Origin of the sequence: Fischerella thermalis PCC 7521 (genome assembly GCF_000317225.1) — a bacterium.
GTDB lineage: Bacteria > Cyanobacteriota > Cyanobacteriia > Cyanobacteriales > Nostocaceae > Fischerella > Fischerella thermalis.
Map to the genome: position 1 here is coordinate 20,188 of NZ_AJLL01000072.1, position 16,527 is coordinate 36,714.

At 40.0% G+C, this 16,527-nt stretch carries 14 protein-coding genes, 2 pseudogenes and 1 riboswitch; of the genes and pseudogenes, 9 read left to right on the forward strand and 7 right to left on the reverse strand.

Going from position 1 to position 16,527, the window contains the following annotated elements; all coding sequences use genetic code 11:
• Positions 1 to 49: 49 nt before the first annotated feature.
• From UYK_RS0115780 to UYK_RS0115795, 4 genes are all read left to right on the forward strand, one after another.
• Positions 50 to 445, forward strand: a complete 396-nt coding sequence (locus UYK_RS0115780; RefSeq protein WP_009454873.1) for a cyclic nucleotide-binding domain-containing protein — start codon at positions 50 to 52, stop codon at positions 443 to 445.
• Positions 446 to 1,076: 631 nt separating this feature from the next.
• Complete coding sequence (cysH, locus tag UYK_RS0115785; protein ID WP_009454875.1) at positions 1,077 to 1,802, forward strand: phosphoadenosine phosphosulfate reductase; 726 nt, start codon at positions 1,077 to 1,079, stop codon at positions 1,800 to 1,802.
• Between the two features lie 74 nt (positions 1,803 to 1,876).
• A complete protein-coding gene (gene sbcD, locus UYK_RS0115790; RefSeq protein WP_071588129.1) occupies positions 1,877 to 3,193 on the forward strand; it encodes an exonuclease subunit SbcD in 1,317 nt (438 codons plus the stop codon).
• 257 nt (positions 3,194 to 3,450) lie between these two features.
• Positions 3,451 to 4,932 (forward strand): pentapeptide repeat-containing protein, encoded by a 1,482-nt coding sequence (locus tag UYK_RS0115795; protein WP_040469325.1) that lies wholly within the window; start codon positions 3,451 to 3,453, stop codon positions 4,930 to 4,932.
• Positions 4,933 to 4,993: 61 nt separating this feature from the next.
• On the opposite strand, the gene UYK_RS0115800 is transcribed toward UYK_RS0115795, so the two are convergent.
• On the reverse strand, positions 4,994 to 6,970 hold the full coding sequence (locus tag UYK_RS0115800) for a heavy metal translocating P-type ATPase (protein ID WP_016871742.1): 1,977 nt from the start codon (positions 6,968 to 6,970) through the stop codon (positions 4,994 to 4,996).
• 122 nt (positions 6,971 to 7,092) lie between these two features.
• The gene (locus UYK_RS0115805) at positions 7,093 to 7,989 is read right to left on the reverse strand and encodes an amino acid ABC transporter substrate-binding protein (protein ID WP_009454881.1); all 897 of its coding nucleotides are present in this window, start codon (positions 7,987 to 7,989) and stop codon (positions 7,093 to 7,095) included.
• A gap of 240 nt (positions 7,990 to 8,229) precedes the next feature.
• Positions 8,230 to 8,370: riboswitch (cyclic di-AMP (ydaO/yuaA leader) on the forward strand.
• A 99-nt stretch (positions 8,371 to 8,469) separates the two neighbouring features.
• Between UYK_RS0115805 and ntrB the strand changes: the two genes are divergently transcribed.
• The 5 genes and pseudogenes from ntrB (at position 8,470) to UYK_RS0115830 (ending at position 13,184) form a co-directional block, all read left to right on the forward strand.
• On the forward strand, positions 8,470 to 9,321 hold the full coding sequence (gene ntrB, locus UYK_RS0115810) for a nitrate ABC transporter permease (RefSeq protein ID WP_009454882.1): 852 nt from the start codon (positions 8,470 to 8,472) through the stop codon (positions 9,319 to 9,321).
• 186 nt (positions 9,322 to 9,507) lie between these two features.
• Positions 9,508 to 9,891 (forward strand): annotated as a pseudogene (locus UYK_RS0115815) (twin-arginine translocation signal domain-containing protein); the annotation flags it as partial.
• A gap of 192 nt (positions 9,892 to 10,083) precedes the next feature.
• The gene (locus tag UYK_RS0115820; RefSeq protein WP_009454884.1) at positions 10,084 to 10,596 is read left to right on the forward strand and encodes an ATP-binding cassette domain-containing protein; all 513 of its coding nucleotides are present in this window, start codon (positions 10,084 to 10,086) and stop codon (positions 10,594 to 10,596) included.
• Between the two features lie 138 nt (positions 10,597 to 10,734).
• Positions 10,735 to 11,364 carry a hypothetical protein gene (locus UYK_RS0115825; RefSeq protein ID WP_009454890.1) on the forward strand — a complete coding sequence of 210 codons (630 nt, stop codon included), beginning with the start codon at positions 10,735 to 10,737 and terminating at the stop codon, positions 11,362 to 11,364.
• A gap of 482 nt (positions 11,365 to 11,846) precedes the next feature.
• A complete protein-coding gene (locus tag UYK_RS0115830) occupies positions 11,847 to 13,184 on the forward strand; it encodes an SLC13 family permease (protein ID WP_009454893.1) in 1,338 nt (445 codons plus the stop codon).
• Positions 13,185 to 13,805: 621 nt separating this feature from the next.
• Here UYK_RS0115830 and UYK_RS0115835 read toward each other — a convergent pair.
• The 5 genes and pseudogenes from UYK_RS0115835 to UYK_RS24290 all read right to left on the reverse strand — a co-directional run.
• Positions 13,806 to 15,158, reverse strand: coding sequence for a cysteine desulfurase-like protein (locus UYK_RS0115835; protein WP_009454895.1), 1,353 nt, complete (start codon positions 15,156 to 15,158; stop codon positions 13,806 to 13,808).
• 95 nt (positions 15,159 to 15,253) lie between these two features.
• Positions 15,254 to 15,376 (reverse strand): hypothetical protein, encoded by a 123-nt coding sequence (locus UYK_RS27580; protein WP_257998924.1) that lies wholly within the window; start codon positions 15,374 to 15,376, stop codon positions 15,254 to 15,256.
• On the reverse strand, positions 15,355 to 15,609 hold the full coding sequence (locus UYK_RS0115840) for a Calvin cycle protein CP12 (RefSeq protein WP_009454896.1): 255 nt from the start codon (positions 15,607 to 15,609) through the stop codon (positions 15,355 to 15,357). Before UYK_RS0115840 ends, UYK_RS27580 begins: the two co-directional genes overlap by 22 nt.
• A gap of 202 nt (positions 15,610 to 15,811) precedes the next feature.
• Positions 15,812 to 15,994 carry a hypothetical protein gene (locus tag UYK_RS0115845; protein WP_016871745.1) on the reverse strand — a complete coding sequence of 61 codons (183 nt, stop codon included), beginning with the start codon at positions 15,992 to 15,994 and terminating at the stop codon, positions 15,812 to 15,814.
• Between the two features lie 296 nt (positions 15,995 to 16,290).
• Positions 16,291 to 16,527, reverse strand: a pseudogene (locus UYK_RS24290) (hypothetical protein); the annotation flags it as partial.

Sequence of the window (16,527 nt, forward strand, 5' to 3'; positions counted from 1 at the left end):
AACCATACTTATCAACATCCTATATTTTCAATACAAGTTGAGAATTATTGTGGTTGGTTGTAAGCGATCGCTACCCGATTACAGCTTAGTTACTTTGTCTGTGTTCACAAACTCACTAATTACTTATCAGGATTTAGCGACTGAAGAGGTTCTTTTTTATCATAACGATCCTTCGACAGCAATTTTTGCAGTAGAATCTGGACGAATTAAGCTGGTTCACTATACAGAAGCAGGAAAGACTGTTAATCATTACTCGATTTCAGTTGGAGAGTACTTTGCTGAAGTTGTACTGTTTGATGATGTTTATGTTTGCACAGCGATCGCAGAACTCCCCTCACGGATAATTTTGTTCCCCAATGGCGATCGCTTCTTGATCTTTGTGTATTTCTGGTTCTTGATGTTGTGCTTGATATTCACCACATTGCTGAATCAGTTTAGCAACTAAGCCTGTCCATCCTGTTTATAGTCCCACGCAGTACCATTAGGGCTGTAATCTTCGCGCACCGTTCCCCACTGGCGATCGCTCAAATATGGCCCCCATCTTTGCCAAAAGGATAACTGGAATAAATAGGGATGAATCTAGCATAGGTTTGTTTCCCCTACTGGTAAAAAGCCCACTCATGAATGAACGGGCTTTTGTAAACTTTGTTTACTAAAACTTTAATCTGTATCTTAAAACAAACTCATCAACGTAATAACGCTAGCACTAGTCAGCACCACTAATGCTCCCATCACCAGAGACTGATTTAGTTGATTTGGAGTTTTTGAGTCGTTCATTTTCAATGATCCCTTATTTTTAAGGATTCTATTTACGATATCAAAGTCAGCATATTTATCAACTAAAGTATGGTAAAACTTAAAATAGCGTTACCTATCTTAGTAAATATAACGGTGATGACTAACTATTTAGTGGTTAGTAGTTGATTGTTGGTTGTTATTTACTCCTCCTACTCCTCACACCACCCCATCTCCCCAAATCCGCGTAGCAATTACCGAATATCCGACCAAAATATGTGTCTTTTTAGTGTAAAATCATGGTTACGAAAGCTACGGAACTGTTTGACTAGAAAATAACCATGACCATTTCCACAGTATCTAGGAACCAAATCGCCAATTTAGACTTAGATCAATTGAATCAGAAGTATGAAAATGCTCATCCAAGTGAAATATTGGCATGGTCTGTCGAGAATATTGCCACAGGATTGGTACAAACCAGTGCTTTTAATGTCGATGACATGCTGATCACAGATATTTTGTACCGTGAACTCAAGCATCGAGTACCTGTGATATTTCTCGACACCCTGTTTCACTTCCGGGAAACTTTGGAATTGGTGGAAAAAGCCAAGCAAATTTACGACCTAGATTTGAAAGTTTACAAAATCCTTGATGTAGATTCCCGTGAAGCTTTTGCAGCCAAATATGGCGACGAACTCTGGGAAAAAGATATTGCTAAATTCCATCAACTCACCAAAATTGAACCTTTGCAAAGAGGTCTAGCTGAACTGAATACTGTTGCTTGGATTACCGGACGCCGCCGTGACCAGGCTGTGACTCGTGCTAATATGCCCATATTTGAAATTGATGGTAATGGCCGGGTGAAAATCAATCCCCTAGCCAATTGGACACGTAAACAAACTTGGGGTTACGTTGCTGAACATGGGGTAATTTACAATCCTCTCCATGACCAAGGATATCCCAGCATCGGCGATGAGCCAATCACTACCCCAGTCGCTGAGGGTGAAGATGAACGTGCTGGACGCTGGCGTGGTTTTGGGAAAACTGAGTGTGGAATTCATATTTAATAGTTAATAGGTAATTGGTAATGGATAATGGAAAAGAAAATGACCAATTGCCAATCACCTATTACCAATTATCTATGATTAAAATCCTCCATCTTGCAGATATCCACATGGGAAGCGGTTTCTCTCACGGACGTATTAATCCTGATACAGGTTTAAATACTCGGTTGGAGGATTTTGTCAAAACTTTGTCTCATTGTATAGACCAAGCACTAACGCAGGGCGTGGATTTGGTCATTTTCGGTGGTGATGCTTTCCCTGATGCGACACCACCGCCTTATGTGCAAGAGGCTTTTGCTGGTCAGTTTCGTCGTCTTGTTGATGCCCAAATTCCTACAGTCCTGTTAGTAGGTAATCATGACCAACATTCCCAAGGGCAGGGTGGAGCAAGTTTATGTATTTACCGCACTTTGGGAGTGCCGGGGATTGTAGTAGGTGATACTTTAACTACTCACCGTATTCAAACTCGTAATGGGTTTGTACAAGTCATTACTCTACCTTGGTTGACTCGTTCTACGTTGATGACTCGCCAGGAAACTGAAGGTTTATCTTTAAGCGAAGTCCATCAACTCCTCATTGAACGTCTGCAAGTAGTTTTAGAAGCAGAAATTCGCCGTCTTGACCCTAATATACCAACAATTCTTTTGGGTCATTTGATGGCAGATAATGCTAGTTTGGGAGCAGAGCGTTTTTTGGCAGTTGGTAAGGGTTTTCTCATTCCCTTATCGATGTTGGCGCGACCCTGTTTTGATTATGTAGCTTTAGGACATGTCCACCGCCACCAAAACTTGAATAAATCAAATAATCCACCGGTGGTTTACCCAGGAAGTATTGAACGGGTGGACTTTAGTGAAGAAAAAGAAGATAAAGGCTACGTAATGGTTGAGTTAGAACGTGGTAGTGCTAAGTGGGAATTTTGCCCTTTGCCCGTACGGATTTTTCACACCATTGAAGTGGATGTATCAAAGGCAGAAGATCCACAAGCAGCAATTGTGAAAGCGATCGCCAAGTATAATATTGAAGATGCAGTCATCAGACTAATTTACAAACTTCGTTCCGAACAGTTGGATTTAATTGATAACGCCGCACTCCACAAACTATTAGCTCCAGCTCATACCTACACTATTCAACCAGAATTAGTCAGTCAATTAGCTAGACCGCGCGTCCCGGAATTAAGCGCTAGTAATAGTATTGATCCTATAGAAGCACTCAGAACATACCTAAACAACCGCGAAGATTTAAAAGATATAGCAACATCAATGCTGGAAGCAGCGCATAAATTACTAGCTGCGGACGAAGAAAACTGGATAGAACCCAGCTCAGTGGAAGAAAACACCAATCAAATAAATCAGATTAAACTAGACAACACAGAGCATCAATTACGATTACTTTAAATATTGGTTTGTTTCATGGTTGTGAAGGGTTGCGAGAGTTCAGATCCCAGACTTTTGAAAAAAGTTGGGGATTGCTCTTTACCTAGATGAAATTACGTACAACTAACGAAAAAATTAACCGCAGAGGACGCAGAGTACACAGAGGAATAGGAGTTTGAGAGTTTTTTACGTAAGTCGTAATTAACCTAAGTATAGGATCATCTGCCTATGGTGTGATTCAATCTACTAATATACAAAAAATATTTAAGTGATTAGCAATGACTTCTAGGCAAATATCCTTAAAGACTATAGCGCCAATGGTAGTTGCAGTAGTTGCGATCGCAGCTGGGTTGTATCTGTTTAAATTGCAACCATCGTCAAAAACAGACACAACAGCAGGTTCTGATTCCAAAACTCTTGTACCCCCAGAACTTTGGCGCGATACTCAACTGCAAACTACTCTTGCACAAGCTTCTAGTCGCAGTGAGTGGGTTAATTCTCTCGCAGTCAGCACAGATGGTAAAGCCCTGATTAGTGGTAGCGATGATAAAACTATTAAAATTTGGAATTTAGAAACTGGTAAGCTACAAAATACACTTTCTGGTCATAATGCTGCTGTTAATTCTGTGGCAATTAGTCCTGATGGCAAACAAATTGTCAGTGGTAGTGATGATAAAACTATTAAACTTTGGGATTTAAGTTCAGGCAAAGAGTTATATTCTTTTGCTGATAATTCTAGTGAAATCAAGTTTGTTGATTTTAGTGCAGATGGTAAAACTCTCATCAGTGTGAGTGATGAGAAAAAATCTGACAAAGATGACAAAACTAATAAAACTATTAAAATTTGGGATGTTAATTCTTTTAAAAAACTTGAGACTTTCACTGGTAGTACAGGAACGGTAAATGCTGTTGCTTTTAACCCCAAAACCCAAATTCTGGCTATTGGTAGTAATAATGCTAATACCATCGATTTGTGGTATTTAGCAAACAAAAAGTTAGTCAATACTGTGACAACACAATCACCAAAAGTTGTGGCTGTGGCACTCAGTCCAGATGGTACAACCTTAGCAGGTAGCGGCAATTATGGTGTGGTTGAACTTTGGAAGCTTGACTTGGAAAAATTAAAGTTACCCATTGCTAGTTTAGATCCTCAACAAAGAAAAAGTCTTTCTGGCAATTCTGGTACTGTGGAAGCGATCGCCTTTAGTCCAGATGGTAAGACATTATTTACTGGTTCGCGGGATCTAACCGTCAAAACATGGAATGTTAGCAACGGTGAGTTAGTTCGGATTCTCAAAAATAGTGCTTGGGTAGAAGCTGTTAGTATCACGCCTGATGGCAAAACTCTCATCACTGCTACCGCGCTAGGTGAAATTAATTTATGGCGTCCTTCTAGTCAAGGATATGCACTTAGAAAAGAAGTCGCAGAAAATGTGAGTAAATTGTTGTCAACTAGGAACTGCAAAGAATGCGATCTTAGTGGTGCGGATCTAAGTAATTTAAGTTTAAATGATGTAGATTTACGTTGGGCAAATCTGAGCGGTGCTAACTTAAGTAATACGAATCTCAGTGGTGCGAATTTAGAAAATAGTATTCTGTTTGCAGCTAACTTAGAGCGTACAAATTTAACTAAAGCTAAACTTGAAGGTGCAAATTTAGCAAAAGCAAAATTAACTGCTACTATTATGCCTGATGGCAAAGTTAGCCAAGATAAAACCAAGCAAGAAAATAGTGCATCCGCTAAGGCAGTTAAACAGTAAATTTGTTGTTTGTTGATTGTTGGTTGTTAGTTGAAATAAACACCAAACAACGAACAACTAGTCAATTTTTTAATAATCGTAAACCACTCAGGGTAACTAACACAGTAGATCCTTCGTGTCCTACAACACCGATAGGTAAGTTAATTTCACCTAAGAAATTACCAATCAACAATACAATAATAAACCCTAAAGCAATAGTGATATTTTGTTTTACTATTTCTTGTGTTCTTTTTCCTAAGCGTATAGCTACTTCGATTTTCTCTAATCTATCTGCCATTAAGACAATATCGGCAGTTTCTAATGCTACATCGCTTCCTGCTGCACCCATTGCAATACCTACGGATGCTTGGGCTAGGGCTGGTGCATCATTAATACCATCACCTACCATCGCTACTGTTTTATACTCTTGCTGCAAACGGCGAATTACATGTAGCTTATCTTCTGGTAGTAACTCTGCATATACTCGATCTACTCCTAACTCCCGCGCTACACTTTCAGCAGTCTGTTGGTTATCTCCAGTCAACATGACTATTTGCTCAATTCCCAATTTTTTCAGACGAGAAATAGTTTCTGCTGCTTGCGATCGCACTGTGTCAGCAATGGCAATTATACCTAGTACTTGATGTTCGGGTAGTGGGATGGTGGGGTGAAATCTTTCTCCCCATCTCCTCACCTCTCCTTCTCCCCACCTTTTTTCTGCTATCCAAACAACTGTTTTCCCCTGTAACTCTAGGTTTGTAGCAATCTCAATTAAATTTTTCGGTAAATCTGCCACATATTTTTTGACAAAATCATCTTTCCCAGCTATGACTTCCTGGTTATCGATAATACCTACAATTCCCTGTCCAGGGAAAGCCTGTACTTCTGTTGCAGCTTTCCAATCTAGGTTTTTTGAAGCTTTGACAATTGCTAGTCCAAGGGGATGTTCGGAACGCGATTCTACAGAAGCAGCAGCTTTTAATACATCAGCTTTTGTGTAATCACTAGTAGGAATGACTTCACATACTTCTAAGAGTCCTGTAGTTAGAGTACCTGTTTTATCAAAAGCGATCGCTCGGACTTTCCCAATCATTTCCAATTGCGCGCCATTTTTAAACAAGATCCCCTGTCTTGCACCATTAGCAATTCCCGAAAGCAGTGTTGGCATAATAGCAGCCATCAACGCACAGGGAGAAGCCACCACCAAAAAAGTCAAAGCCCGATAAATCGCTGTTTCCCAATCCCAATTCCAAAGGAAGGGTGGCAAAATTAACAGCAGTACTCCAGCGATCACAATTACCCGCGCATAGCCTCGTTCAAATCGTTCAATAAATTGCTGGGAAGGAGGCGTTTCTGTTTGGGCTTGCTGTACCAAACGAATCACCCGTTGAATCAAGCTACTTTCTGGTGGTTGATGCAGCTTTAATTTCAACGCCCCATACCCGTTTAACGTACCAGCAAATACTTCATCACCCACCGTCTTCTCCACAGGTAAAGACTCACCAGTAATCGCAGCTTGGTTGAGAGTACTGTAACCTTCCACAATCACTGCATCTGTAGGAATTAACTCTCCTGGCTTGACGATGATTTCATCTCCTACTTGCAATTGCTTGATGGGAATAACCTCTTGATTTCCCCGACGCACAACCCTAGCTGTGTCTTGGGTTAAACTCATCAAACTGCGGATACTCCGTTCAGTTCGCCGCATAGCATAACCTTCTAAAGCACCACTAATTGCAAAGATGAGAATCAAAATAGCCCCATCAATAATTAAGTAATACTCTCTACGCCATAAACCAAGCCCCGCAGCACCAAGCGCCGCCACAATCATCAGCAAATCTACATCCAGTTCTTTTTCTTTGATGAGGGTTGTCAGTCCCTCGCGGGCGCTTTCGTAGCCACCAATCACATAGGCTATGGGTAGCAGCAGCAACGCCCATCCCAAAAAGCCAAGATGCAAAGCAAACCATCCACAAAATAAGAACAACCCACACACAAGGGCTGCTACCGCATCTGCATGTTCTTTGGTAAATTGATGCAACCGTTCTGGATAAAGCATGAGAGTCGAATTAGTACTGACTCTCTTACGCTAAACCTTGACATTAGTGTCAATGTCAAGGTTTTATTGGTGGTTGTTGGTTTATTTCTCCAAACAACAAACAACGATCAACAAATAACTAACTATTGAGAAATCTCTTCGCGGGATTCAATCACTATTTGCATGGTTTCAATTGCTAAATCACGTAAATCATTGTTCAGAAAAACCACACCATGGGAACCAAACCAGCGATCGAAGATAGTGGTATATCGTTTGTCACCATCCACAAATCCTTGCATGAACTTGTAGAGAGTATAGTTAACTGAGTCGAGGAATCTGGAGTTATTCTCAGGAACCATACATGCAATGCCTTCTCTAGAGTAAGGGCGATCGGGTACTACTTGAAAAGCATCAGGGTTTTTCGTTGTTCCTAACCATCCTTCTAACAAGATGCTATCTGATGCGAAAGCATCTATTTTCCCCTGTTGCAATGCAGCATATCCTTCTGCCCGATCTTTTAAAAAGACTAGTTTAGCTTGGGGTTGTACTCGCTTGAGTGCTAATTCATTGGTAGTTTGGCTAAGTACACCAATACGTTTACCAATTAAAGACTCAGGAGAACCTAAATTGCTTCCCTTTTTGACTAATAATTGAGTACCTGTAGCACCATAACTAAGTGAAAAATCTACTTTTTGATCCCGTTCCCAGGTAAAACTACTCGCATCACAAACAATATCAAGTTGTCCATTAAGAATTTTGGGAATCCGTTCTCCTGGTGCTACTGTGACCAATTGTAATTTAATTTTCCTTCCCAGTTGTTTTTCTAATTGTTCTTTAATCAGATTCAACATATCTACGGAATAACCAACCAATTTTCCCTGATTATTGGTGTAGGCAAAAGGAATCGCATCTTTGCTCGTGCCTGCTGTCATTACTCCCGTCCGTGCTATTTTTTCCATCACAGTTTCTGCTTTCGCAACGGCAGGTGTGAATGTTGTTAATAAGAGACTCAAGGTAGTTATTGCCAGTTTTTTATACATATTCCATCTGGGAAAGATTGCTTTTTGTCGGCATATTGTACAAGGATGTTCAAAAGTAGTAAAGTCGCTTTATTTTTTTCCTTAGCTTTGTCAATGTCAAAATTACGGATGCAATTTCTACTTGATTAATTGGAATTATAAATTACGTTTTGTTACATTCAACTTAATAATCAATAATCATATTTACCTTGAGATAGATATACAATATCAAGAAATATATGTTACTTTGTTGTTTTAAGTAGAGTAAGTCAGCCTAATCTAGCGATTGACAACGCTAACGCTGGAGCGGAGGAACCACATTTTGGGGCGTATCTCATACGAGAAGGGCATCTCTCAGCCCTAGCCCGTCAGCTAACTTCGTAGGCATTGAGAGGAGACTGAAGAGGCAGCATTTTTTTAATGTTTAAACCTCATCAGCATCCTTGGCTGGTACTGCTCAGGTTTTTGTACCTGCACTTAACTCTGTTGAGGTTGCATCTGATGATATTTCAACTGAATTTGGCTGCAATATTTGCAGTCGCTGGGCAAACAGCTTGGAAAAAGGCAAAACCTTTCGTTCTCAAGGATGTAATCTTATATCCTACTTTGGGATTTTTGGGGATTATCCTCTTGTGGTGGGCGATCGCCTTAGCAAACCACGAATTGATGCCCACCCCACCAGAAGCACTTGTTGCCAATTTGGATTACATACTAAACCCTTTCTACCAACGTGGACCGGGCAACTTGGGGATTGGTTGGTTATTACTGGCAAGTATCAGACGAGTATTAATTGGTTTTCTTTTGGGTGCTGTAGTGGCGATTCCTGTAGGATTTTTGATTGGCATGTCTAGATCAGCAATGCTAGCGATAAATCCTATCATTCAGATTTTTAAACCTGTGTCGCCTCTAGCTTGGCTACCTATTGCTTTAGCGATATTTAATTTGGCAGATCCTTCAGCGATTTTTGTGATTTTTATCACTTCTTTGTGGCCAACAATTATTAACACCGCTCTGGGAGTTTCTAGCGTTTCTAAAGATTATTTAGATGTAGCGCGAGTATTGGAAATGCCGCGTTGGCGACAGATTACCAAGATTATTTTACCTGCTAGTTTGCCTTACATTTTTACAGGTTTGCGGATTAGTTTAGGAATTGCTTGGTTAGTAATTGTTGCGGTAGAAATGCTAACAGGTGGTATTGGTATTGGCTTTTTTGTTTGGGATGAATGGAGCCGTTTAAACTTGAGTTCTGTATTTCTTGCTGTATTGGTGATTGGCTTAACTGGGTTAGTTCTTGATTACGCTGTGGGCAGGCTGCAAGAATTTGTCACCCATCGTCCGAAAACTTCAACTTAAGCTAGTGATTTATCGCATTAATTTTTGATGGGCTAGATAAAATTACCCTTTTTTCCTCTTCTCTTGGCGCACTTGGCGTCTTTGCGGTTTAATTTTAACCCCTCAGAACTAATAAAACAGAACACCACTGCCTAATAACTAAGTCCAATCAACAATTAACAATTCATCTCCTGTGGAGCTAAAGCCATGAGTAACGCCGACCAAAATTATTGGCATCGACGAGACTTTATTAAGGGAATAGGAGCAACAGCAGCAGGAATGGCGCTCTCTTCCTGTGCAATCTCAGGCGATCGCTCTGCTAAAGGACTGACGGAAGAAGCTGCGGCTGTCGAACCTGTAGTAAATCCCAAATCTTTAGAAAAACCAAATATTACTGTTGGTTACGTTCCAGTTAACGACTGTGCGCCCTTTGCGATCGCTTGGAAAAAAGGTTTTTTCCGTAAATATGGATTGAATGTCAAACTCAACCGCGAAGCCAGCTGGGCAACATCCCGTGACGGACTAATTTTTGGTCGTCTTGATGCCTCCCCTGTAGTATCCGGTGCTGTTACCAACGCCAGAATCGGTGCAACAGTTTTGAAATTAGAGCCAACGCTCCCACTCGTTTTTATATGTCTTAATTGTTGGGAGAAAAAAGTTATGGCGATCGCCATCTTGATCACTACAACCAAATTAATGCCTATCTAGGCTTTAGTTTTGACGAAAAAATCTGACCATTTACTTCTAAAAGTATCAATAATTTTTCTAACCTTGGAGCATTTCATGACTAAATCTACCTCTTTTGCTATGGATGATAGGCATAAATTGAACAACTCTGCTTTTTTAGAAATAGAAAATTTAGTCAAGTCTTATCCCAAAAATGATGGCGGTGAATTTGTTGTCTTAGATAATGTCAATCTCACAGTAGGTGAAGATGAATATATTTCTGTAATTGGTCATTCTGGCTGTGGTAAATCAACGCTGTTAAAGATGGATGAACCTTTTGGAGCTTTAGATGCCTTAACTCGGGGAAAATTGCAGCGCCAAGTTTTAGATATTTGGGAAAATCATCGCCAAGCAGTGATGATGATTACTCATGATGTTGATGAGGCGATTTACATGTCAGATCGCATTATTTTAATGACAAATGGCCCAGCTGCTAAAATAGGAGAAATTTTAGAAGTTCCCTTTTCCCATCCACGCGATCGCGCCTATATGCGAAACTCAGAAAAATACTACGAACTCCGTAATTATGCGCTAAATTTCCTAGAACGAAATTTTACGACTGATGAATAGTTTTTTGTTAGTAGATAGTAAATAGTAATTTGTTAATTGTTGTTTGTTGTTTGGGAAAACGAACTACCAACAATCAACCAGCAACTACCCACATCCAATTTTGATTGCAAAGAAGTGAATGCCGTGAATATCAAGCCAATGTTAATGCGTTTGCAAGACGCGATCAATAGAGATGACTTAATTGAGCAAATGTTATTGCACTGTAACCCAATTACATCTTTTGTAAAACAAGCTCAATCCGCAAAACCAATCAACTTCATAGTTGGTTATAACAGTTCTCCCAACAGTCACACTGCGTTGGATATTAGTTTATTGATTGCTCATCAAACCCGCTTAGCAACAAAATCACATGTGATAGTTCAAGCTGTCTATGTTTTAGAAGAATACCCAACCAATGATTTTTTTGACGTTTTGCCAACACAGGATTTTAAAACTAGTGAATCCTTTGAGCAGATTCCAGCATATTGCCCCATCAGTTTACCATCAAAAAATGTTCAAACTACCGTCTTAACTCAAACAAATAAATTTGCACAAGCAGAACGTATATTATGGCAAGCACGTTGTCTGGCTGACGAATGGCAAAGTTATTTTAAAGCTCATCTGCGCTTTGGTTGTGTTGCTGATGAACTAGAGAAAGTTGTTGCATCAGAAACTGCGACTGTGCTGTTTTTAGGTTGTAAATCAGCCAATCATCCGATTGTGCAACAGCTAGGTTCCCATTTCCCTTGTGCGATCATAGGCATACCTACTAGCATTGATGAAGAATAAAGATTACAGCTTGTAATGAGTGCTAAGTGATAAGAAACTACTACACCTCTGCTGCACTCACTACAAGCTTATATAATAGTAATTCGATTTGATTCATTGGTGGAGGTAGGCAAAAGGCACTCTTGCAATAGGAAATAAGACTATTTGAAATGTGTTTAGTTTTTTCAAAAAAATAAATAATAATCTTATCTAGTAATTATTTTTGACCTATGTTTAGCTTTATTTAAACACTTAAGTATGTGTTTTTATTTTTGCAAATAAAACTTAATTTTTTTATCATTTGTATTTATATATCTGGAAATAATCACTATTTATTATAGTACTATATAAAATTCATCTACAATAGGTGACTTTTTCGCTTAATATGCGAATTATTAAATCAGTTATAGTAAATAGTAATCCGCTTTCAAATTTGCATTAGGGATTCAAACTTCCAGCAAAATAAATAACTGATAACTGTTAATTTTATCCAGGTGTAGTCTGTGGAAAACTGGCAAGCTATTCTGAGCATTTTTACTTTTGTTACTGTTATTTTTTTAATCATGACAGAGTGGATTCATCTAACAATAGCAGCGTTATTAGGTGCTTTGTTATTAGTATTTACCAATGTCATGACATTACAAGAAGCTATTGGCTATATAGGCAGAAGCCACAGCACAATAGGCTTATTTTTTGGTGTAATGGTACTGGTACGAGCATTTGAGCCGACAAAAATATTTGAGTATTTAGCGACTCAAATTGTACTACTAGCCAAAGGAGAGGGTAAACGGCTTTTACTCGGTATTGTGGCTATTACTACTCCTATTTGTGCAGTTTTACCTAATGCCACAACAGTAATGTTATTAGCACCTTTAATTCCACCAATGGCTGAAGAAGTCGGAGTTAATTTTGTACCATTACTTATTTTAATGGTATTCATAGCTAATAGTGCTGGATTACTAACAATAGTCGGTGATCCAGCAACGTTTATTGTGGGTGATGCCATCAACCTTAGCTTTATAAATTATCTGGAACGCTTAAGTTTAGGTGGAGCGATCGCTGTTGTTACTGTAATAGCTACTTTACCATTTTTATTCCGCAAAATTTGGCATACAAAACTAGAAAATCTAGAACAGTTGCCACATCCACAAATTAATCATCCACGTAGTTTATTCTTAGGAGCATTAATTGTAGCTTTCGTACTACTATTTTTTGTCATCGGAGATTCCTTACCAGTGCCGATTTCACCAGCTGCTGTAGCTTTACTAGGAGCAGCTTTAGCAATGCTTTTGTCACATCATGGCAAAATAGATTCTGTTAATAATATTTTGCGGGATGTTGATTGGAGTACATTGATATTTTTTATGAGTATCTTTGTGCTAATTGGAGGACTAGAAAAAACTGGCGTCATCAACAATTTATCAGGAATTTTGGGAATTGTTTTGGGAAAAAATATTTTTCTGGGTTCACTTGTTTTACTATTTTTGATAGGACTATTGTCTAGCGTAGTTCCTAATATTCCTTTAGTAGTGGCAATGGTGCCTTTACTCAAACAGTACGTTGTTAATGTTGGGTTAGCGCCACCAGAAATTCTGGCGTCAAACTTTCAAGGACAATTTCCGCCAGAGGTATTACCACTGTTTTATGCAATGATGTTTGGTGCTACTTTGGGAGGCAATGGAACTTTAGTAGGAGCATCGTCTAACATCGTAGCAGCCGGGATTTCTGAACAACACGGACGCCGCATTTCCTTCAAAACTTTTCTGCACTACGGTATTCCTATCATGCTATTGCAACTATTTACCGCGTCAGTGTACGTGTTGGTTCGCTTTTTACTCTAGACTAGATAGAAAACTAGGCAACAGTCCATGCAAAGAGGATTTTCTTGACATCCACTCCGCACGCCACTACGTTTTGTGCGGGGGTTTCAAGATCACTCTTGGATTTTCCTCTTTCTATAAAAATAACTCCTCACAGGTGTAGGTTTTTGCGCTTTGTCCCTCAAACACTGCTAGGGGTTTCTGAATTAAAAACCTACACTTGTCAGCTCCCCTACCCTCCAATATTAAGTCGGGGATCTTATCTACCTAACTTATCCAGATACTTAAAGAAACTTTAACTATTTTTTAACTGTCCTGAGAAGCACATTTGGCGATCCCCGAGTAAAGATATAGAAGGACAAAAATACTACTCCAAACACACTACTATTCTGGGAAAACTACCTCCCTAGAGTTAAGCTTTTCCTGGTTTAGACAATCTCTGCAAAATCCATAAAAGGGGGTGAAGTAGTATGCTTTGTGACAGTTGTAGGCGTCAGCAATCCTGCTTACCGATGCTATTTTCCAAAAATGATCCGCAGTTGCAGAAAATGCTCAAAAATCTGAAAAGATGTGAGTTGCATATAGCCAAGTAAAACCTTACTTACAGCGCGATCGCTGATCTTCGGATTGTCACACCATTAATTATTTTGATAGCACCGCTATCTCAGATAACTCTTCTAGCAACCGTCGAATTTCTGCCACCGTGTTGTAGTGTAATAGTCCAACTCGCACCAAACCACCACTAGCTTCTACTCCTAGCTTTTGTGTCAAGCTACTTGCGTAGAAATTGCCGTGCCAAGCAAAAATACCGCGATCGCCTAACATTTTTGCCACCATCTGGGGAGATTGCCCCTCTAGCCGGAATGCTACTGTTGGTGTCCGCCAAGCAAAGCGTTCTAGATCAGTAATACCGTAGATAGTTAGCCCAGGAATTTGCAAAAGTCCAGAAATTAGGTGTTTACTAAGTTCTGCTTCATATTGTTGGATAGCTGTCATGGCAGTTACTAAAGCAGCACGCCGATTGGGAAAGGATGACGATGTTGAACGGCTGGGGGGACAACGAAATGTTTGCCATTTACCTGCATCAGCTTTCAGGAGGTCATAAAGCAAGTGATTTTCTTTTGAGGGCGCGACTTGACAACCTATTTTCGCCAAATAATTAATTGCTGCTACCATACCTGCTAAACCTTCGTGGTTGAGTGTACCAGTTTCCCAACGAGATGGTACTTCATCAGAAGCAGGTCGGACTTTGTAAGGTTGAAAACGGGCCAGATGTTCGTGTTTGCCGTAGAGAATGCCGACATGAGGCCCAAAAAATTTATAGACAGAACAGACAAGAAAATCACAATCGAGCGATCGCACATCAATGGGGCCATGAGGTGCGTAGTGGACTGCATCAACAAAAACTAACGCCCCGACAGCATGAGCAAGCTGTGCGATCGCAGCAACATCATTAATTGTACCGACAGCATTAGAAGCGTACCCAACTGCTACTAAACGTGTACGCTCATTTATCTGCTGTTCAAGGTCACTCCAGTTGAGAGTACAGTCTTCAACATTAATATCAACAAAACGGACAGTTGCACCACGTTCTGCCAACGCATACCAAGGAGAAACATTTGCATCGTGGTCGAGACGTGTGACAATGATTTCATCACCAGGTTGAATTTCCCGACCAATAGCCCGACTTAAAGCAAACGTGAGCGTAGTCATGTTTGCACCGAAGACCACTTCAGTGGCGTCACATCCAAGTAAATCAGCCGCCGCAGTCCGGGCCGAATCAATCAGCGCATCTGTCCGCGCACTTGTAGCAAAAGCCCCGTGGGCATTAGCATTTGACCTCACCAGGTAATCAGCGATCGCATCTATTACTGACCCAGGTACTTGTGTACCTCCCGGTCCATCAAAGAAAATAACGGGTTGGTTATTAATTATTTGGGTCAATGCCGGAAACTGGGCACGAATCCTTTCGATATCAAGACCTGGTGCTTTCATAGCTGACCGACTCCTGGCTTTGAGGCTAGTACCGCTCTCTTAGAAGTCAAAATTGAGCTTTGATTAGAGAGTATGTTTAATTACACAGTACCTTACTAGTGCAAGCTGGTTTTTGACTTAATTTTGACTGCATAGTTATCGTTGCCATGCTGCACTAGTAATATTTTAACCTCTGCACCCTTAGCATTGCCAGAAATTACAGGTCGTAAATTCGACATTCATCCGCTTCTGGATGTTCTTGACAATAATTTTCCAGGTAGGTTCGAGTTTTAGTCGAGTGTAGGCGGTGAGATTTTTCCGCTTGTAACTCTTCAACAATATCCCAAGCCACAGCACAAGCACTAGAGTTACTGCCATTTAGATCACAAGCTTCCCGTGCTTCTGCGATCGCTTCGACAATAGCTTGTTCAAGAGTTTTGGCCAAATTTTGTTCAGAAAGAGTATTAACCATAATGTTTCAGCTGATTGTGCTGAGTATAAACAACAGACACCTTTACTTTAAAAAGGCTGATATCAACATACAGTGGGATAAACCGTAATTTCTGTATACAAATTACCAGGTATGTAAGTTTTGTTTAAAGGAAAGGGAGAATTAGTTTTAGTAAAGTAAAAACGAACACAGATGAACACCGATCCATCCTGCGAACTCCACATTAACCCAAGCGACGAAAACTCAAAGTCAACCTTTTAACTAAAGACCAGGGTAGAGAAAACAAGATTCGCCCACAACCTAGCCAACGTATCCAAACAGAAGCAGAAGTACTGTGGCGTTGCAAGATTGTCAAATTTTCCCAAATTCTCACTCTCCAAGGATGATGATCTCCGACGCCTTCCATCCCTACTACAGCAACATAATTTCCCTTCAGTAGCTTATAATTCCTAGATCAAAACTAGAAAGTTCTGGCTGCAAACAGGAAATTTTTTACTTCAAACGAGAAATGTCACACTTAAAACAGGAATTTTTTTTACTTCAAACAAGAAGCTTTTCACTTGAAACAGAAAATTTCTTATTTGAAATGAGAAGCGCCACGTTTGAAACTGGAAACTTTTCATTTGAAATAAGAAATGCCACGTTCGCAGTATAGATGAGATGATTAACGAACACCGATGCACACAGATGAACACAGATGGGTTATCGGTGTGCATCTGTGTTCATCTGTGTTTGATTTTCAAAACAATCATTCACGCTGTCAATCAGAAATGGTAACTTGGCTTTGATAGTTGCGATCGCCTGCATTACTGCTTCTCTATCTGTCTGGGAAATATTGGAACTGATGCGATTAGCTGTTATATATATTACTCCTTGGGAGACTAAATTCAGTGTTCCCAAAATGAGACAAGCGATCGCACTGGCTGGGTAAAAAACCTC